The sequence below is a fragment of the Brumimicrobium salinarum genome, from assembly GCF_002844555.1.
Lineage (GTDB): Bacteria > Bacteroidota > Bacteroidia > Flavobacteriales_D > Crocinitomicaceae > Brumimicrobium > Brumimicrobium salinarum.
In genome coordinates, this window is the sequence record NZ_PJNI01000017.1 from 1 (window position 1) to 21150 (window position 21150).

At 35.6% G+C, this 21150-nt stretch carries 16 protein-coding genes; all 16 read left to right on the forward strand.

The genetic code is table 11. The annotated features are described in order from the left end of the window. On the forward strand, nt 1-1515 hold a 1515-nt coding region (locus CW751_RS12785), incomplete at its 5' end, for a T9SS type A sorting domain-containing protein (protein WP_119782967.1). Nucleotides 1516-1585: 70 nt separating this feature from the next. Beyond that, nucleotides 1586-3799 carry a gliding motility-associated C-terminal domain-containing protein gene (locus CW751_RS12790; protein ID WP_101335424.1) on the forward strand — a complete coding sequence of 738 codons (2214 nt, stop codon included), beginning with the start codon at nt 1586-1588 and terminating at the stop codon, nt 3797-3799. Then, a complete protein-coding gene (locus CW751_RS12795; RefSeq protein WP_101335425.1) occupies nt 3792-5258 on the forward strand; it encodes a PorP/SprF family type IX secretion system membrane protein in 1467 nt (488 codons plus the stop codon). The genes CW751_RS12790 and CW751_RS12795 overlap by 8 nt, the downstream gene beginning before the upstream one ends. A 15-nt stretch (nt 5259-5273) precedes the next feature. Next, nucleotides 5274-7520 (forward strand): T9SS type A sorting domain-containing protein, encoded by a 2247-nt coding sequence (locus CW751_RS12800; RefSeq protein ID WP_101335426.1) that lies wholly within the window; start codon nt 5274-5276, stop codon nt 7518-7520. A gap of 792 nt (nt 7521-8312) precedes the next feature. Further along, on the forward strand, nt 8313-8774 hold the full coding sequence (mraZ, locus tag CW751_RS12805; RefSeq protein WP_101335427.1) for a division/cell wall cluster transcriptional repressor MraZ: 462 nt from the start codon (nt 8313-8315) through the stop codon (nt 8772-8774). After that, on the forward strand, nt 8761-9690 hold the full coding sequence (gene rsmH, locus CW751_RS12810; protein WP_101335428.1) for a 16S rRNA (cytosine(1402)-N(4))-methyltransferase RsmH: 930 nt from the start codon (nt 8761-8763) through the stop codon (nt 9688-9690). The genes mraZ and rsmH overlap by 14 nt, the downstream gene beginning before the upstream one ends. Next, a complete protein-coding gene (locus CW751_RS12815; RefSeq protein ID WP_101335429.1) occupies nt 9677-10090 on the forward strand; it encodes an FtsL-like putative cell division protein in 414 nt (137 codons plus the stop codon). The genes rsmH and CW751_RS12815 overlap by 14 nt, the downstream gene beginning before the upstream one ends. Then, complete coding sequence (locus CW751_RS12820) at nt 10090-12195, forward strand: penicillin-binding protein (RefSeq protein ID WP_101335430.1); 2106 nt, start codon at nt 10090-10092, stop codon at nt 12193-12195. Before CW751_RS12815 ends, CW751_RS12820 begins: the two co-directional genes overlap by 1 nt. A 3-nt stretch (nt 12196-12198) precedes the next feature. Beyond that, nucleotides 12199-13662, forward strand: a complete 1464-nt coding sequence (locus CW751_RS12825; RefSeq protein ID WP_101335431.1) for a UDP-N-acetylmuramoyl-L-alanyl-D-glutamate--2,6-diaminopimelate ligase — start codon at nt 12199-12201, stop codon at nt 13660-13662. Continuing rightward, nucleotides 13662-14906, forward strand: a complete 1245-nt coding sequence (mraY, locus tag CW751_RS12830; protein ID WP_101335432.1) for a phospho-N-acetylmuramoyl-pentapeptide-transferase — start codon at nt 13662-13664, stop codon at nt 14904-14906. The genes CW751_RS12825 and mraY overlap by 1 nt, the downstream gene beginning before the upstream one ends. Next, a complete protein-coding gene (gene murD / locus CW751_RS12835; protein WP_101335433.1) occupies nt 14907-16250 on the forward strand; it encodes a UDP-N-acetylmuramoyl-L-alanine--D-glutamate ligase in 1344 nt (447 codons plus the stop codon). A gap of 10 nt (nt 16251-16260) precedes the next feature. Then, nucleotides 16261-16698: a hypothetical protein gene (locus tag CW751_RS12840; RefSeq protein WP_101335434.1), complete on the forward strand. Its 438-nt coding sequence runs from the start codon at nt 16261-16263 to the stop codon at nt 16696-16698. A gap of 28 nt (nt 16699-16726) precedes the next feature. Beyond that, entirely contained in the window at nt 16727-17908 is a 1182-nt protein-coding gene (locus tag CW751_RS12845) for an FtsW/RodA/SpoVE family cell cycle protein (RefSeq protein WP_101335435.1), read from the forward strand. Further along, nucleotides 17898-18998, forward strand: coding sequence for an undecaprenyldiphospho-muramoylpentapeptide beta-N-acetylglucosaminyltransferase (gene murG, locus CW751_RS12850; protein ID WP_101335436.1), 1101 nt, complete (start codon nt 17898-17900; stop codon nt 18996-18998). Before CW751_RS12845 ends, murG begins: the two co-directional genes overlap by 11 nt. Further along, complete coding sequence (murC, locus tag CW751_RS12855) at nt 18995-20359, forward strand: UDP-N-acetylmuramate--L-alanine ligase (RefSeq protein WP_133122220.1); 1365 nt, start codon at nt 18995-18997, stop codon at nt 20357-20359. The genes murG and murC overlap by 4 nt, the downstream gene beginning before the upstream one ends. After that, a complete protein-coding gene (locus CW751_RS12860) occupies nt 20356-21150 on the forward strand; it encodes a cell division protein FtsQ/DivIB (RefSeq protein ID WP_101335438.1) in 795 nt (264 codons plus the stop codon). Before murC ends, CW751_RS12860 begins: the two co-directional genes overlap by 4 nt.

The window sequence follows — 21150 nt, forward strand, 5'->3', positions numbered from 1 at the left end:
TTCTCAGGTCCTGGAATCACAGGAAATGATTTTGATCCAAGTACAGCAGGGGTTGGAACACATACCATTACTTATACCATTACTGATGGAAATGGATGTTCCGCAACAACTTCAGAAACAGTGATTGTTAGCTCCGTTCCAGATGCAACTTTTTCAGGTTTGTCAGCTGATTACTGTGTTGATGCTGGATCAGTAACGTTAAACCCAGCACAATCAGGTGGAACGTTCTCAGGTCCTGGCATAACAGGAAATGATTTTGATCCCAACGCAGCAGGAGTTGGAACACATACCATTACTTATACCATTACTGACGGAAACGGATGTTCGGCAACAGAAACAAAACCTGTAACTGTTAATGCATTACCGGATGCTTCCTTTAACGGGTTGCCTAGTGCCTTTTGTGTAGATGCAAGTGGTGTAACGATTACACCTACTATTGCTGGAGGGACATTTTCTGGTGCAGGTATTTCTGGAAATAATTTTGTTCCAGGTAATGCTGGTGTCGGTTCCCATACAATTACCTATACGATAACAGTAAATGGATGTACATCTACTAATTCAAAAACAGTAAATGTTAATCCAACTCCTGATGCTTCATTCTCTGGATTGAATACTTCTGTTACTTTTTGTTCTGCAGGCAATGATGTTGTAACACTAGTTCCCAATGTTGGCGGTGGTACTTTCAGTGGTCCTGGAGTTTCAGGTAACCAGTGGGAGGTTGAAAACGCAGATTTAGGAGCAAATATAATTACTTACGAGATCACTCAAAATGGATGTACAAGTTCGTTGAGTCAAGTAGTTGAGGTTTTACTTTCACCAAATGCGTCATTCAATAACCTAGACGATTACTATTGTGAAAGTCATGACCCTGTTGATTTGACACCGGTAAATCCTGGAGGTGTTTTTACAGCTACTTCAGGTCTTTCATCAAATAAATTCTATCCATCTATTGCAGATCTTGGTGTAAATGTTATTACCTACTCAATTACGGGTAGCAATGGATGTTCAAATACCTCTTCTGATACCTTAATAATCAGAACGTCGCCACTAAATACGGTGAGTAGTTCTGATACTGTTTTAACAGCGGATGCTGTCGGAACAAATTTAGATTATCAATGGATTGATTGTGAAACTGGTTTCGATGTTCCAGGTGAAGTGAGTCGATCTTTTAATGTGGGGCAAACAGGTTCATATAAAGTGGAGATTAATGATGGGTTCTGCGTCTCCACCTCGACCTGTTTAGTAGTTTATTTTGCAGACTTAGCATCTGAACTTAATGAGAGTTTAATAAAAGTATATCCGAACCCTAATAAGGGTGTGTTTAAACTTGAGACCTATACAAGCTTAAAAGTTGAAGTAGTTAATTCATTAGGTCAACTTGTGTACCAGGATGTTTTCTCGCAAGGCGTGAATACAATCAATCTAGGAAGCTCAATTGAAACAGGCATGTATCTTATACGACTTACAGATGAATACGAAAATGTAACTTATAAAAATGTTGTAATTAGAAATTAGAAGAAAAATATGATGGTTTTCATTGTAAATTATAGTATTATAGATTTCAGATTGATTAACAGAATCAGATATGCATAAAAAAATACTTTTATATATTGTTTTATTAATAGCAGGTTTAAATTATGCTTATGCTCAAGATGCCGCTATTACAGGTATTTTAAATGTAGGGAATGGCTGTGATCTATCTAATGCAGAAGATATAGGTGTGGCAGTAAGAAATGATGGTCCTTTGCTTATCGACAATAATGTTGTTATGAACTATACAATCAACGGTGGAGCTACAGTTTCTCAAACTTTAGGTCCTGGAAATCCTGCAGCAACAGGTGCAGTTTATAATTTTACATTTGCCCAAAAAGCGGATTTATCTGCTTGTGATACCGATTTTGATGTTTTAGTTTGGTTAGAGTTTCCTGGAGATGTTAATCAAGCTAATGATACTATCAGATGGTCTGTTAGAAACGACTGTACCATCATACCAGGTCAAGTTGAAAGTGATGAACTGGTGTGCATCGGGAATAATGGAAACACTTTAAACCTAGTTGGTCAATCAAATGGAACAATAACAAATTGGGTGTATTCAGAAGACGGAGGAGCTACTTGGACAAACATTCCTAATACCTCCACAAGTTACACATTTAGTAATTTAACCGATGACACACAATTCGCTGTAGAGATTGATGGAGGTTATTGTCCAAATGATGTATCTTCACCTGCTTCGATAACCATTCAAGCATTACCAACTGCTGGTACATTGTCAGGGCCAACCGAATTGTGTGACGTTTCAGCTAATGGAGTTGTAAATTTAAATGGAAATTCAGGTAATGTTGTGGATTGGGAATTGAGTACTGATAATGGTGTTACATGGGTTAATTCGGGAAACACAACAACTACAGAGAGTTTTTCAGGGCTTACTCAAAATACACTGTTTCGTGCTTTAGTTGATGGAGGTGCGTGTGCGAATGTATATTCAGATACATTAGAATTAAGTATTGTTGAGGCTTCAGCTCCTGGATTGCTTGAAACAGATACTTTAATTTGCGAAGATGAGAGTCTTACTCTTTCACTTGGAAGTTCGGTAGGGTCTGTTCAAGATTGGGAATCTTCATCAGATGGAACTACATGGTCGCCGCTCTCTATAACAGGGACAACATATAATACGGGTGCATTGTCATCTTCAACCTATTATCGTGTACTTGTGAAAAATGGTATATGTCCAATTGAAAATTCCAATCAAGTTTACATAGAAGTTCAGCCAAATATTTCAACAGGAAGTATAAGTGGAGGAGCCTCTGTTTGTGCTACAAGTGCATCTGGTGTTTTAACACTTTCAGGTAATTCATCTACAATTATAGAATGGGAATCTTCAACTGATAGTGGTATGACTTGGGCTACAATAGCTAACACAACGACCACAGAAAATTATACAAACTTGAATCAAACGACATGGTATCGTGTTTTAATTGATGGTGGTGTTTGTCCAGACCAATATTCCGACACAGCTTTAATCAATGTTTCTCCAATAACGGATGCTGGCGTATTAGAACAAGATACTTTGATTTGTGAAGGGGATAGTCTTACCTTAAATTTAAATAGTAATATTGGTAGCATCATTGATTGGGAGTCATCAACTGATGGGAGTAATTGGACATCGTTGGTGAATACTTCAGATTCATATATGGTCGATTCTATTCTTACACCAACTTATTACAGGGTAATTGTAAAAAGTGGAGTTTGTGCTGAAGATACAACGAATATCATTTTTGTTGACTTAAATCCAGATCCAACCGCAAATGCAGGTTTAGATATTGATATTTTGGAAGGTGATACGATAATGTTAAACGGTAGTGGAGGTCAAATAGGAGGATGGACAAACGGTGAATCTTTATCAGATTCATTAATTTATGATCCTTTAGCTTTCCCAACGGAAACGACAACTTATTACCTAACAGTAATGAATTCTTTTGGATGCACGGATACAGATAATGTTACAATTACAGTTGGTACAGCTATACCTGATCTAGATGTAAAGAATGTTTTAACACCGAACGGTGATGGATATAATGACACATGGATTATTGAAGGTTTAGCTGCATTTTCATCAACTCAAGTTGAGATATACAACATTTACGGACGAATGGTTTACCAAAGTTTAGACTATCAGAATGAATGGGATGGAAAGTTTGAAGGTAAAGCTCTTCCTAATGGAAGCTATCTTTACGTTGTGACTCCAGATGGATATGAAAATGCCATAAAAGGAACTTTAATGATTTTAGGGGATGAATAAAATAAAGCTTTTCATATTATTGGTAGGGATTATGTCTGTTTTTATTGCAAGAACACAGCAAATACCTTTTTATAATCATTACGTTATAAATCCTGTTGTTATAAACCCTGCAACGGCAGGTGCTTCTGGAGACCTAAATGCATATTTGACAAGGGGTCAGAGGTATATGGGCTTTGAGTCGGGAGCTATTAACAACACGCTGTCGATGGAAGGTAAATTTGCAATTCCAAATTCTGGATTTGGCATATTAGTCTCTCAACAATCTATAGGCTTGCATGATCAATTGAGTGCACAACTAAGTTATGCCTATCATGTAAAGTTTAACAAACTAAATGATTTAAGCTTTGGTTTAAGTGCAGGGTATATAGACAACAGATTTCGCTTAGAAGAAATAAATGTATTGCATCAATCAGATCCTTATTTGATGGGAATGAAGAGTTATCGTCCTACTTATGATTTTAATCTTGGTGTTAAATATCGTTGGGATAAATTAAGTGTGGGGTTGTCAGTTCCACAGCTCATAGGTAATAAAGTTAAGTTTGCAAAAGAAAATACACGGGGATATTATTCATTGGCTAGACACTTTATGGGATCTGCTTCCTATGAGTTAAAATTTGCTTCTTTACCGAAGTTAACAATTGCTCCTCAAGGATTAGTTCGTTTTGTGGTAGGTGCACCAGTACAGTATGATTTAACTGCGCATGCGGATTATGAAGATATCGGGTGGTTCTCTTTAACTTATAAGTCTGATTATGCCATTCAAGTTAATTTAGGATTTCATATCTTAAAAGATTTGCATGTTGGATATAGTTATGAATATATAACAGGTTCATTTAAAAACAACTACTCAGGTGTTAATCATGAGTTTTTACTTGGGTATACTTTTAAATCAGGTAAGTCTAGAAAAGTTGTGCGACGTATTGAAGTAGAGGTACCTGTTGAAGATCCAAAACTTAGAAAGGAAAACGAAGAACTGAAAAGGAAACTAAAAGAAAAGGAAGAGGAATTAAGAAAAAGATTGAAAGAGTTAGAGGAAACACAAAATCAAGATGAATCTCCTAGGCCTGAGGAAACAGAAGAAGTGGAAGAACCAAAGAAAGTTGTTGAGGAAGAGCAGGTGGAAGATGAAGAGTTTGTTATACCTAATGAAGCGTTCGAAGAAAACTTAGATTTTAGAGATGGGAGCAATTATCATTTTGTTGAAGCGGATGGTTCCGATTCTCCAGCTGGTTACTATGTTGTGATTGGTGTGTTTTCTGATGATGGGAATGTTAATAAAAACATTAGAAGATTAAAAGGGTTGTTTCCAGGCGCTTATTACGTTAAGAATCAAAAAAACACTTATGATTATGTTGTTATAAAATATACGCTTAGCAAACAAAAAGCCTATAAAGCATTACTTAAATATCGGAATGAAACCCAAAAAGATGTTTGGATTTTAAAATATAAAATGGATTAATAGAGAATTGGTATCATGTCAGGCTGTCGTTTACATATTGTTATTTGTTTTTCTGTTTTTTTTGTATTTCCATACTTTGCAACATCACAGTTTAACTTTGTTTATAACGATGCTATTAAAGTTGTAAAAAACAGTGATACAGTTAGCTTAGCATGGTCAGGGGGGATGAGTCACCCGCAATTTTCCACCATTGATTTGGACTTTGATGGAATTGAAGAGTTAATTGCTTTTGAACCTGAAAGTAGTTTGGTAAACGTTTTTAAAAGAACAAATATAAATGGTGAACTATTATATAGTTATTGGCATGATGGAAGCGCTTTGTTTCCCAAGAGTTTAAAAAATAGACTCAAATTAGTTGATTTTGATGGGGATGGAAAGAAAGATATCTTTACTCAAGGATTGTCAGGAATTAGAGTGTTGAAAAATATAAGCGACTCAAATGTGGGAATTGCATGGCAAGAATACATAAATCCCGTTCAATCTTTAACCAACTCAACATACAGCAATTTATATGTGCCTTCTAATGAAATACCTGCTTATGCTGATGTTGATGGAGATGGAGATGTAGATATTCTTATTTTCAACTTCGTGATATCTAGAGTTGAATGGCACAAAAACATGTCAATGGAAGAATATGGTCATGCCGATTCACTGCTGTATAAATTGGAACAACCTTGTTGGGGGAATTTTATTGAAAATAATTCTGGCAATAGTATCGAGTTGCACAGTACAGACGCACCTTGTGGCATGTCCTTTTTTAAACCAAAAAGTAATCAAAGACACTCTGGTGGGTCTTTATTGGCTATTGATGTAAATAAGTCTGGCTTGCTCGATTTAATTATTGGGGATGTTGAATTTAATAACTTAACCTTATTGATTAATGGAGGGACAAGTCCAAGTGCTAATGCAAACATGATTAGTGCAGATGCTGATTTTCCAAGTGATGATACACCTGTGAATTTATCTAACTTTTTAACTGCATATTATGAAGATTATGACTTGGATGGTGTCAAAGATCTCATTGTTTCAACAACCGCTCCAGGCTCTTCCGATAATTCAAAAGGCGTTTGGTTGTACAAAAATAAAGGACAAAATGATTCTCTGGATGTAGAACTAGTTAAAACCAATTTCTTACAAGATGAGATGATACAAAACGGGAAAGGCGCTATCCCAATTTTAGTTGATGTTAATCATGATGGGAAAGTAGATCTGCTAGTAGCTAATCATTTTTATTACCGAGAAAGTCCTTTGTCTCCATCCTCGAGAATTAACTACTATATGAATGTAGGGACGAATACCGAACCAATCTTCAAACTAATCAATGAAAACTGGGAGAATTTCGCCAATAGTGGCTTGCCTTCAAGAGTTAGCCCTACCTTTGCGGATTTAGATGGCGATGGTGATTTGGATATGGTTATTGGGGTGAGTAACGGTAAACTTTATTTTTACGAAAACAGTGGCGGCAGTGGTCCCATGAATTTTAATATTGCACAATATCAAATGATGGATGTAAATGGTGATCCAATTTCTGTTTCTAATTATGCTACACCGGAATTATTTGATTTAGATAATGACGGTAAAATGGATTTAATCATTGGACAAGGAAATGGACCGTTGTTGTATTATCGTAATGTAGGTACACCAACGAATTTTTCATTTGAGCTAGTGAATGATGAGCTAGGTAATGTTGATCTCTCTTCAGCTGAATATGTGCAGTCTGTAGGAGTTCCTAGATTTATTAGACATGATAATTCAACTTATTTGTTTGCTGGAAATAGAACAGGAACTATTTCATTGTATGATAATATCGATGGAAATATTGATGCTGGAAGTTCTTTTAATCTAGTTTCCGACACTTATTTAGGTATTGATACAAGAGGAATGTCAGCTCCTTTTGTTAGTCAAATAAGAAACACTTCCGAATATGATCTATTTGTTGGTACTACATTGGGGGGAGTTTGGAATTATACGCCTGGAGATACTACCGGGGTAGGAATCAATAGTGAAGAAAGCATTGATTTGATTCACTTTAATATTTATCCAAATCCTACAAAAGGAAGCTTTACGATACGAAAAGAAAATGGATCAACATCGTTTGATTATCGAATTTTAGATGCTCTAGGTAGGGTGGTGTTACAGGGTGAAAATCAATATGAAGCTGTAGAAATAACTTTAAGCCGACCAAAATCTGGGATATATTTTGTTGAATTAACAGATTCAAACAAAAATTACAAGCAAATTAAGAAGGTTATCATCCATTAAGTCATAAATTACAAAAGAACTTTAGGTCAGTAATTTTTTCAAAAACACCTTTCCCACCATTTTTAAAATTATCCATATTGCTCAAAAAGTAAGTGGGGATACTTTTTCTCTTTAGTTAAATTTTCTACGAACTTTTAGTCTCATAAGAACACCTTTAGACGGCATCTGCTATATTGATGCTGACCCGGATTATTAACTCCTTTAGTCGTTGAGCTCGCAGGCTCGGTTCATGCATTTAATTTTAAATCTATTCTAGGCACAAGACCTAAAGTAATATATGTATATTTCGCAGGGCTTGTAACGACGAATAGATCAAAATCTTACAAATACACAAATCCCCAAAAATGGGTTTCTCAAATTTTACAGGAAATACAGTTAAAATACTGACTTACAGATGTTAATATTCTTAAACTTTAAGATTGGTGAATAATTCGGGCTAAATCAATGGCAACGTATACTTCACTATTATTTTGAGGGCTTTTGGATTTTTAATGACTGTAAATCATTAGGCTCACCACATGTCTCTATACTTTTTTTACTTCTTTATCATACATACCTTATCGTGAAAAGATGGTGTAAGATAAATAAGTAATTTGAATAAATTATTAACATTCTTCAAAAACTTCCACTTTTTACCACCATAGATAAATTACGTATATTTGTTATATATTAATGGATTAAGCGGTTGATTATGTAACTTATTTAAGATTGATGCGTAAATAGTTATCAACACTTGAATAAAAGTGGTAAAAAGTGGTAAAATTTCCGCTATTTTTACACATTATAAAGTACATGGCAGGATTAGTAGGAGAATATGAGGTTAAGTTGGACGCTAAAGGGCGTTTTTTGTTCCCTTCTCATTTGAGGAGGCAACTTTCTCCTGCTGCCCAAGAAAGTTTTATGTTAAACAAAGGTTTTGAGGATTGCTTGTCGCTCTACCCCATGAATGAATGGGAAAAGTTAAGCGCTTCATTAAGCAAGATCAATTTGTTTAAGCCTAAGAATAGAATGTTCTATCGACTGTTTCATCAAGGTGCAAAAGATGTATCGCTTGACAAAACAGGGAGAATTCTAATTCCTTCGGCACACATGGAGCGCGTTGGTCTTAAAAAAGAGGTGATGTTAATTGCTTACAATGACCGGATAGAGATTTGGGATAAGTCTAAATATTTCGAAATGATCGAAAATAGCATGTCAGATTTTGCTGATTTAGCAGATGAAGTAATGGGTAGTATAGGAAATGACGGAGAATAAAAATCAATACGAATATCACGTTCCAGTAATGCTTCAAGAATGTCTTGATGGTTTGGATATTAATCCAGATGGTGTTTACGTGGATTTAACTTTTGGAGGAGGAGGTCATGCAAGAGCAATTTTTGAGCAGCTTTCAGTAAAAGGTAAACTCATTGTTTTTGATCAGGACGAGGATGCAAAAAAGAATGCTTGGGACGCTCCAAATTTTCATTTTGTTGCTTCTAATTTCTCTTTTCTAAAGAATCAATTGAGAATGTTGGGGATTAAAGCGGTTGATGGTATTCTCGCCGATTTAGGGGTTTCCTCTCACCAGTTTAATGAACCTGAGCGTGGTTTCAGTATTCGGGCAGATGAATATTTGGATATGCGTATGAATCAGCGTAGCGGAGATTCGGCTTATGATGTTGTGAATACGTATGATGAAGACCAGCTTGCCACGATCTTAGGAAAGTATGGAGAGGTTAAGTCGCCTCGAAGAATTGCACAAAAGATTGTTTTAAAACGTCAGGCTTCTCCGATTAGAACTACTGGGGAGTTGGTAGCGGTATTGTCAGAATTGGCTCCCAAGTTTAAGGAAAATCGATTTTTCGCACAAGTTTTTCAAGCTATTCGAATTGAGGTTAATGATGAAATGGGTGTTTTGGAAGATATGTTAGAACAGACAGCGTCTGTATTGCGCCCTGGAGGACGATTAGTGGTCATGTCTTATCATTCTTTGGAGGATCGATTAGTGAAAAACTATATAAAAAGTGGAAATTTTAAAGGTAAAATAAATAAAGATTTTTTTGGAAATGTATTGAGGCCTCTAAGTGGTGTCACTAGAAAACCGTTGGTTGCAAGTGAAGAAGAAATTGAGCGAAACTCAAGGGCGAGAAGTGCCAAATTAAGAATTGCAGAACGAAATGAAGGGGAATAACTACATATCGGAAAAAGCAAAGCAAACGAAAGCTAAAAAATCGAAGAAAAAAAGTCGCTTCGCTAAAGCTGGGAAAAAACAATCGCAATCGTTTGTGCAAATCATGAATGGTGATTTTTTAACCAAGGGGTTTGTAATGAATAATTTAGCATACATTTTTTTTGTAATAGGACTTATGATTTTGATGGTGAGTAAAGGGTATTACGTGCATCAGTTGGCAAATGATATTTCAGAAGAAGAAAAAAAAGTTAGAGATGTAACGGCAGATTTTGTTGAGTCGAAAGCAGAATTAGAAGAAATGACACGTAGGACGGAAATGATTGAAAAGCTTAAACCTTTAGGTTTAAAAGAAACAATCAATCCTACAAAAGTAATACGTATAAAAGATAAAGAGAAGTGATGAAAATGCCTAAAGCAGTCATAATAAGAACATATTTGATCTACTTTCTTGTAGTGATGGCTATGGTTGCAGTACTTGTGAAAACATTTACGATCATCATGGATGGGCGAAACAATATCTTTACTTCGACATCAGATAAGTTAGAGCAGCGTTCAGCAATCGTGGAGCCAAGACGAGGAGAAATCTTAGATGTTAATCTTAATCCGCTCGTGACCTCTGTTTCATTTTATGATATTTATATGGATCCTGTTACCGTAGGTGATCAGCTATGGCAAAAAGGAATAGGTGAGTTGTCATTAGGTCTCTCGAAATTATTTCCAGAAAAAACAGCACGTGAATATGAAGAATATTTGAGAGAAGCGCGAGCTCGAAAGAGAAGGTATGTTTTAATTCAGAAAAAGGTGACCAATGAAGTAAGAAAAAAGGTTCGCGAATTACCGATTTTTAGAAAGGGAAGATTTAAAGGAGGGATTATTGATAATAAAGCGACTATTATTCGTAAGCGTCCGAATGATGATTTGTTGGCTAGAACTTTAGGATATGTTAAGCCAACTACTAACGATACGCTTTTGGTTGGTTTAGAAGGGGCGTATAATTCATACCTCAAAGGTCAAAATGGTGTTATTGTTGAGCAAAAAATATCGCATTCATGGAAGCCAACAGGCACAATCGTGCGAGAAGCCATAAACGGGTATGACGTTGTTACTTCAATTGATAAAGATATTCAGGAGGTTGCGCATACTGAATTAGAAAACCAGTTAAAAACAAAAGGTGGGCGTTATGGTTGCGCAATTGTTATGGATGTTAAAACGGGCTTTATAAAAGCGATGGTTAATCTTCAAAAGACATCTGCAGGCACTTATGGGGAGGTTTACAACCATGCGATTGGTACTAGAGAAGTGCCAGGTTCTACTATGAAACTTGCTTCTTTAATGGCAGCGCTTGAGGATGGGAAAATTTCACTTTCAGATACCGTTAAGGCAGTTGGGAGGTATGAGTTTTACGACCGTGTTTTAAAAGATTCTAGACCTTATGGATATGGTAAAGTGACGATCAAAGAGGCTTTTGAGGTTTCCTCAAATGTGATTTCTAAGGTGATTTTTAATGGATACAGAAATGAGCCTTCTCGGTATATTGATCGCATGAATCAATTTGGGTTGACACAGAAAACAGGCGTAAACATATTAGGAGAAGTTGATCCTATCCTTTCAAAACCCGGTAGCTCTCAGTGGTGGGGAGGTTCTTTGGCTTGGATGTCTATTGGTTACGAATTTCAATTGACGCCCTTAGAATTATTGTCTTTCTACAATGCTGTTGCAAACGACGGGAAGTACATGAAACCCCAATTTGTATCTAAAATTATAAACAATAGAAAAGTTATAGAGGAGTTTGAACCCATAGTGAAGCACGAACAAATTGCTAGTAAATCTACCATCAATGCCATGAAGGAGGCGCTGGAGGGAGTGATGGTGAATGGAACGGGGCGTAATTTGAGTTCTACTTTCTTTAAAACTGCTGGGAAAACCGGAACAGCTCAAATTGCCAATAGGAATAAAGGTTATGGGGCAAAAGGAGAGAAAAAATACATTGCCTCTTTTGCAGGATACTTTCCTGCGGATGACCCGATTTATTCATGTATCGTCGTTATCGCTGCTCCTACAGATGATATTTACGGAGCTTCTGTCTCAGGAACAGTGTTTTCGGCAATAGCCAATAAAGTTTATGCCTCGAGTTACAATTATCACAAAGCGATTAATGAAAAACATAAAGTTGTTTCTGTTCCTAAGGTGCAAAACGGTAGTAGATATGATATCAATACAGTTTTAAACCGATTTGAGGTTAAAAAAGAATTTAACGGAAACCAAAGTTGGGTTAAAACTGCTAGCGTTGGCGGTAAGAAAATAGCATTTTCTGATTTTAAATTAGATAAAGACCGAGTTCCTGACGTACGTGGAATGGGACTGAATGACGCAATGTATTTGTTAGAAAAGCAAGGGCTTGTTGTACATGCTAAAGGATATGGAAGGGTAGTGCTCCAATCAATAAAGCCAGGTACTAAAGCTGTGAACGGAGGTTTGATAGAACTTAAATTAAAATCAAATTAATAAGTGAAAAATTTACGCGACATATTATACGGAAGTTCAATTAAAGAAGTTGTTGGTACAACCGCGATTGAAATTAAATCATTAGTTTTTGACTCTCGTGATATACAAAAAAATGATTTATTTATTGCATTAGTTGGCGCAGAATCAAATGGACACGATTATATATCACAGGCAATAAATAATGGTGCAAAAGCTATTGTTTGTGAGGAAAAACCTGGTGAATTAGTTGAAGGTGTTAATTATGTATTGGTTGCAGATACGCACAAAACTTTAAGCGTTTTAGCACATAACTATTATGATCAACCTTCAAAAAAACTAAAGTTGATAGGCATTACTGGAACCAATGGTAAAACCACAACAACTACCTTGCTCTTTAATCTGTTTCGAAAAATGAATTACCAAGTGGGATTGATCTCAACTGTAGTTAATCGAATTAATGATACTGAAATACCCACTGAAAGAACAACCCCAGACGCGGTAAGCTTAAATAAACTCTTAGCTGAAATGGTTGAAGCAGGTTGCTCACATTGTTTTATGGAGGTGAGTTCACACGCAATTCATCAAAATAGAGTAGGTAGTTTACACTTTTCAGGAGGTGCATTTACTAATATCACCCATGAACATTTAGATTACCACAATACTTTTAAGGAATACATCAATGTAAAAAAGAAGTTTTTCGACGATTTGCCAAATGAAGCTTTTGCGATCACTAATGCAGATGATAAAAACGGATTTGTGATGTTGCAAAATACGAAGGCTAAGAAATCTTCTTATGGATTAAAAAGCATAGCTGATTACAAAGCCAAGGTTCTAGAAAATAACTTCTCTGGCTTGGTTCTCTCTATTAATAATACAGAACTATATACACAATTAATAGGTGACTTTAATGCGTATAATGTATTGTTAGTGTATGCAATTGCTGACCATTTAATTGGTGAGCCGCTTGAGATAATGCGGGTGATCTCTGAATTGAAAGCTGTTGAAGGTCGTTTCGAATATTATAAAAGTGAAACGGGTATTATTGGTATAGTTGATTATGCGCATACTCCAGATGCCTTAGAAAATGTGCTTAAAACAATTAAAAATATTCGAACAGGCAATGAAACAGTTTTTTCATTGGTCGGTTGTGGTGGCGATCGCGATAAAACCAAAAGACCTACAATGGCAGCTATTGGATGTGAATTGAGTGATAAATTGATTTTGACTTCTGATAATCCTAGAACTGAAGACCCAAATGAGATTATTGAGGAAATGATGACAGGTGTAGGTGGTGAGCATTTTAAAAAGACAATAAGTATTGCTAATCGAAAAGAGGCCATTAAAACAGCATGTAGCATGGCAGAGCCAAACGATATTATTCTTATTGCGGGTAAAGGACATGAAACATATCAAGAGATTCATGGTGTGAAACATGATTTTGATGACTTAGAAATATTAAAAGAATTATTAATCAAATTTGAAAAGTAATGTTGTATTATTTATTTGACTATCTCGATAAATTTGATTTCCCTGGAGCAGGTGTTTTTCATTACATTTCCTTTCGATCGGGAATGGCGTTAATCGTGTCTCTCATTATTTCTATACTATTTGGAAATAAGCTTATTGGAATGTTGAGGAAAATGCAGATGGGCGAACAAGTGAGAGATTTAGGTCTTGAAGGCCAAAAAGAAAAAGAAGGAACGCCTACCATGGGTGGATTAATCATTTTAGGTGCAATTTTAATTCCAACACTCTTATTTGCTAAACTGCACAATGTTTATGTATTAACAATGGTAATTGCTACCGTTTGGTTGGGAGCTATCGGATTTATTGATGATTACCTTAAAGTGTTAAAGAAAAATAAAGACGGACTTGCGGGACGTTTTAAAGTTGTGGGTCAGATTGGTGTTGGAATTATCGTTGGTGCTATGCTTTATTTTCATCCTGATGTAAAGGTCCATAAAGAGGTTGCTTCCAATTATGAACTTAAACAAGGTGAGAAATTTGTAACTGATTCGCATAAGACAAATGCAAATGAAGAGGTGAAATGGATAGAGACACGTGATATGACCACCACTATCCCTTTTGTAAAGAATAATGAGATTAATTACAACTGGTTTTTAGGTGATAATGCCAGAACTTGGGGCTGGGTTTTATTTATTCCAATCGTCATTTTTATTGTAATTGCTGTCTCCAATGGCGCGAATATGACCGATGGACTAGATGGATTGGCAACGGGTACGTCTGCAATCATTGGAATTGCTTTAGCCGTTCTTGCTTATGTGAGTGCGCATGTTCAATTCGCTGATTACTTAGATGTGATGTACATTCCTCTTGCGGAAGAGTTGGTAGTTTTTATTGCGGCCTTTGTTGGTGCATGTGTGGGCTTTCTTTGGTACAACTCTTATCCAGCAAAAGTATTTATGGGTGATACTGGAAGCTTAGCTATCGGTGGAATTATAGCTGTTTTCGCTATTGCCATTAGAAAAGAATTATTAATCCCTGTTTTATGTGGAGTGTTCTTAATTGAAAACTTATCTGTGATTTTGCAGGTTGGTTATTTCAAATTAACCAAAAGAAAAACAGGTGTTGGAAAACGCATCTTCCTAATGGCTCCTTTGCATCATCATTACCAAAAGAAAGGTATGCATGAAGCCAAAATTGTAGCTCGTTTTTGGATTGTAGGAATTTTATTAGCAGTAATTACCATTGTAACATTGAAACTTAGATAGTTGAACAAGGAAAAAGAAAATATCGTTGTTTTGGGCGCCGGAGAAAGTGGTGTTGGTGCTGCTATTTTAGCTAAAGCTAAAGGTTTTGATGTGTTTGTAAGTGACGCGGGTATTATAAAGCCCAACTTCAAAGATGAACTCAATGAACATGCTATTCCCTGGGAAGAAGGTGGGCACACCATGTCACGAATTTTAAATGCCGATGAGGTTATAAAAAGTCCAGGTATTCCTAATAGTAGTGAATTAATTCAACAAATTCGAGCGAATGGAGTAATCCCTATTTGTGATATTGAATTTGCAGCACGATATACAAATGCAAAATTAATTGCTATTACAGGAAGTAATGGAAAAACTACAACAACTCACTTGGTTCATCATGTGCTCAAAGCAGGAGAGTTAGCTGTTGAAATGGCAGGAAATGTTGGTGTTAGTTTCGCAAGATGTGTACTTGAAAATCGTGCCGATTTCTATGTTCTGGAATTAAGCTCATTCCAATTAGAGGATATGTATGATTTTAAAGCTGATATCGCTATTTTATTAAACATAACTCCTGATCATTTAGATCGCTATAACGATAATATTTTGACTTATGGTCGTGCAAAAATGAGGATCATCAATAATCAGTCAATTGCTGATGCCTTCATCTACAACGCAGACGATGAACAAATAAAAATTCAACTAGAAAAGCATGTAGTTCATGCAAAACGCTTTCCCTTTTCTCTGACTAATACACAGGTCGAGGGCGGGTTTTATAAAGAAGAAGAAAAAACAATATCCATAAAAAATAAATTAACTATGTCGATTCATGATTTAGCCTTAAAAGGCAAGCACAATGTTCAGAACTCCTTGGTTGCTGGAATTACTGGTAAATTAGTAGGAATAAGAAAAGAAAGTATTCGCGAAAGTCTTTCTGATTTTACGAATGTTGAACATCGTTTAGAATTCGTTGCGAAGGTAAATGGAATTGAGTTTATTAATGACTCAAAGGCAACTAATATCAATGCTACTTGGTTTGCTCTAGAAAGCATGAATAACCCAACCGTATGGGTTGTTGGAGGGGTAGATAAAGGAAACGATTATGAAGAGTTGCTTCCTTTAGTTCAAGAAAAAGTTAAAGCCATTATTTGTTTAGGTAAAGACAATTCAAAAATTATTGAAGCTTTTGCTGATGTAGTAGACACTATCGTTGAAACACAATCGCCTGTGGATGCCGTTGGATACGGATATCAATTGGCTAAAAAAGACGATACAGTTTTACTTTCTCCAGCTTGTGCAAGTTTTGATTTGTTCGAGAACTATGAAGATAGAGGGCAACAGTTTAAAAATGCAGTTCGCTCACTCTAAATCAAATTTTATGGATAAATCAACTAAAAATAAACTCCAAGAAGCTAAAAGTTCGCAAATAGCAGACTTTCAAAATCGTTTTAAGCAAAAATGGTTTAAAAATATTCCGTGTTTTCATTGGAAAGAATTAACGCTTTCTGATGGTTTAAAATCTGTAATGCTTAATGGTCATCCTTCAGTTTGGTTGCTGACTTACGATGCTAAAATTGCATTTGAAGATATCACATGGGATGAAAGTAAAGTGAAGAACTTCTTGTTTTTTGATTGGCTATATCGCGAATTACCTGCAATTGAAGAAGCTAAAAAAGAAGCTTGGTATCAATATAATATTTCTCAAGGTTTGGGGATGCTTAACTTTTTGAATAATGATGTTGTACTCTGTTATCACGAAGGAGAAGAGTCTTTTGCAAAGGAATGGAAAACTCATTTTGAAAGCTTTTTAAAATAAAAAATAGTCAAAATTTAAATAAATTTAAGTGCAAAATATATTCAAATATTTAAAAGGAGATAATGTGATTTGGGTAATTACCATTTTGCTATTAGGCCTTTCTACTCTTAGTGTTTACAGTTTTGTGCCTATTTTGGTTAAAACTGCTGGGGGAACTCCTTTTGGATATTTGTTTAAACATATTATTTATATTGCAATTGGTTTTTCGGCCATGTATTGGATCCACCGGCAAGATCCGAAATATGTTGAAAGACTCTCTAAATTTATCTTTTATCTGGCCATTGGATTGTTAATATTTACCTTCTTTTTTGGGGTGAGAGTAAACGATGCCTCGCGTTGGGTGCGTATTCCTATCATTGGTTTAACTTTCCAAAGCTCTGATTTTGCGAAATTAGCATTGGTTATCTTTTTGTCTCGAAGGCTCATCACAAATAAAGACTCTTTTGATTCGTGGAAGAAAAGTTTGTTTAAAGTCATTTTCCCTATCTTATTAATTTGTGCCCTGATTGCAAAAGATAACTTTTCTACTGCTGCTCTCATTTTTCTTGTTTCTTTATTAATATTATTTATTGGGAAATTTCCACTTTCTAAATTATTGGGAGGAATTGGGATTGGACTCCTTGGCTTATTGCTTTTTGTACTCTTACATTTAGCACTTCCTGCAATGAATATATTACCGCGTTTTGATACCTGGATGAATCGCTTTTTTAAAGCCTATGGAGAAGGTGGTGCATCGGTTGAAAACATGCAAGCCATTAATGCGAAATTAGCGATCCATAATGGTGGATATACTGGTGTTGGAGTTGGAGACGGAGACTTGAAGCACTACACACCTGAAGCTTATGCTGATTTTTTCTATTCTTCATTTGTTGAAGAATTTGGTTTGATTGGTGCTATACTTCTTGTCTTTTTATATTTGATTCTATTTTACCGAATTCTTAAAATTGGATTAAACGCTAAGCATCTTTTTGAAACTTACTTATCTATCGGAATTGGACTGCTGTTATTATCTCAAGCACTAGTTAATATGTTTGTTTGTACTGGACTTATGCCGGTAACGGGTCAAAACATGCCTTTTCTTGCAATGGGTGGGTCTGCAATGGTGATGAGTTGTATTTCTTTAGGGATTGTGTTGGCCATTGCAAGAAAGAATGAAACAAACGGAAAGGATGTAAGTGCAATGAAAAATGAAGTAAAAAATGGAAATTAAAAAAGTGATTATATCAGGTGGTGGAACGGGTGGACACATTTTTCCAGCTATTGCAATTGCAAACCAGTTGAAAAAAGAATTTCCAAATATTGAAATTCTTTTTATTGGTGCTGAAGGGAAAATGGAAATGACTAAAGTTCCTGAAGCTGGTTATGAAATTGTTGGGCTGTGGATTAGCGGTCTGCAACGTCGTTTAACTCTGAAAAATCTAACGCTTCCATTTAAGATTATTGCTTCTTTGTTTAAGGCAAGAAAAATAATTAAAAAGTTTAATCCAGACGTAGTTATTGGTGTCGGTGGTTATGCAAGTGCGCCTACGTTAAAAATTGCAAGCATGCTGAAAATACCAACAATTGTGCAAGAGCAAAATTCATTCCCTGGGAAAACCAATAAGATCTTATCGAAAACAGTTTCTAAAGTTTGTGTTGCTTATGAAAATTTAGAACGTTTCTTTCCAAAAGAAAAAATTGAACTAACAGGAAATCCTGTGCGCCAATCTGTGGTTGAAATTGAGGGTAAAAGAACTGAAGGATATTCATTTTTTGGACTTAGTCCAGATAAAAAAACAATTCTTGTTGTAGGTGGAAGTTTAGGTGCAAAAACCCTGAATGAGAGTTTTGTGAATCACTTAAATGAATTGCAAAAACATAATTATCAATTGATTTGGCAATGTGGACGTTACCAATATGAAGAGATGAAAACAATTACCGATGAATTGCAGCTTGAAGGGGTGGTATTATGTAAATTTATTAATCGAATGGAATTGGCTTATGCTGCTGCAGATTTGATCGTGTCAAGAGCGGGAGCAATTGCTATTTCAGAATTGTGTATTATTGGTAAACCAACTATTTTGGTACCATCCCCCAATGTGGCAGAAGATCATCAAACGAAAAACGCTATGGCGTTGGTAAAAGATGATGCAGCTATTTTGATAAAAGATTCGGTTGCACGAAAAGAGCTCTTTCCAGAAGTAATTGCATTGTTTAACGATGAAAAAAAACGAATGCAATTAGCAGAGAATATAAAGTTGAAAGCCATTAGAAATGCAGATGAACGCATTGTTAATGTTGTTAAAAATTGTGTAAAGTGATAAGTACTCAATTCTCAAATATCTATTTTTTAGGCATCGGTGGAATCGGAATGTCTGCATTAGCACGCTATTTTCACACTAAAGGATTTAAAGTAGCGGGTTATGATAAAACCATTACACCATTGATAAAGGATTTGATGGCTGAAGGAATAGCAATTCATACAAGTGATATGGGAGAAAAAGTTGAGTCTATCGTCGGTACACCGAAAGATACTTTAGTTGTGGTTACTCCTGCTGTTCCAAAGTCTTTAAAAGAATTAAAAGTATTAGAAGCGAAAGGTTTTACGCTGCGAAAACGGGCTCAGGTTTTGGGTGAAATTTCTAAGGATTTTAAAACACTAGGTGTTGCAGGAACACATGGTAAGACGACTACTTCAACATTATTGGCGCATGTCTTATCTCATTCAGCCGAAAAGTGCAATGCTTTTCTAGGTGGGGTTAGTTCAGATTTTAATTCAAACCTTGTGATCAATGAAAACAGTCCTTGGATGGTGGTAGAGGCTGATGAATTCGATCGCAGTTTTCATCAGTTAACACCTTTTTCATCTATTATCACATCTGTTGATGCAGATCACCTTGATATTTATGAAGATACATCAAAGTTTAAGGATGCGTTTCAAGATTATGCCAACTTAATTCATTCAGAAGGTAGTATCGTTTTACATCACAGTGTTCAACTTGATGCTAAAGCTAAAATAATAACTTATGGTGTTGGAGATGAATTAGTGGTTGATTATCAGGGTGTCAAACTTCGGGTTGAAGATTCAAGATTTGTAATGGATATAAAAACACCCTATGGTGACTTTAGTAATATCGTGCTGGGTTTGCCTGGGGTTCATAATGCAGAAAATGCACTTGCAGTTATTGCTTTATGTGATACAATAGGACTAAGTGTAGAAGAAGTAAAGATGTCAATCGGTAATTTTAAAGGTGTAAAACGTCGTTTTGAGTATATTCTTTCCCAAAAAAAAATAACTTATATCGACGATTATGCCCATCATCCAACTGCAATAAAAGGGTTAATAACTTCTGTTCGATTGCTACATCCTGAATCTCCTATATATTTAATCTTTCAACCACATTTATACTCGAGAACCCAAGATTTTATGGATGAGTTTGCAGAGGCTTTGGGAACTGCTGATTATGTTTACCTGTTGCCTATATACCCTGCAAGAGAGCTACCTATTAAAGGTGTTACCAGTGAAGCATTAAGTACGTTAATACCGTCAAACGCTAAATTTGGAAATGCAAAAATGATGTTTGAATGGCTGGAAAAGGTTCAGAACGGGGTAGTTTTAACTGTTGGAGCAGGCGATATCAGTCAATATGTAAACCCCATTAAAAGTATGTTGTCCTCATGAAGTTACTTAAGATTATCATATTGTCAATTATTTTTGCAGGAACTGTATTTTTGCTTGTCGCAGCAGATAGAAAGTTGAACCAGCAAGTGATGGAACAGCCCATTATTGATTTAAAAGTGCAAGATGGAATTTCCTTGTTGACAGAGGCTGAGCTTCTTCGGGAGTTGTATACTTTAGGGCTTTTTCGAGATGGAATAAAAAAAATTGATTTACAAACTACTGCAATTGAAAAGTATATTGAAGGTATGAACGAAGTACTTTCTGCAGATGTTTATATGGAATTAGGAACGGGTTGGCATATTGATTTGACAACTCGGCGTCCAGTTGCGAGGGTAATGGCTAATGAAATTGATGATTTTTATATTGATAACAATTATGAATTAATGCGATTATCACCCTATTCAAAACCAAAAATACTTGCGTTTACAGGTTTGGAACAACTCATGAGTGATGAGGTTGGTTACGATGAATTAATTAACAATGACAGTTTGAAAACTAAATTGAAGATGGATCAAATCTATCGTATTTCAGCGTATGTTTGTAATGATGCTTTTTATAATGCGCAAATTGTTCAGGTTCATTATACCCAGTCAGATCAATTCGTGTTGATTCCAAGGGTAGGAAATCACCGTATTATTTTTGGAGCTGCAGAATCTGAAGAGATGGTGAAAGATAAGTTTGAAAAATTAACCACTTTTTATGATGAAGTGATTCCTTATGAAGGTTGGAGTAGATATGAATCCATCAATTTGAAATTTAAAGATCAAATTGTAGCAAAGAAAAATAAATAA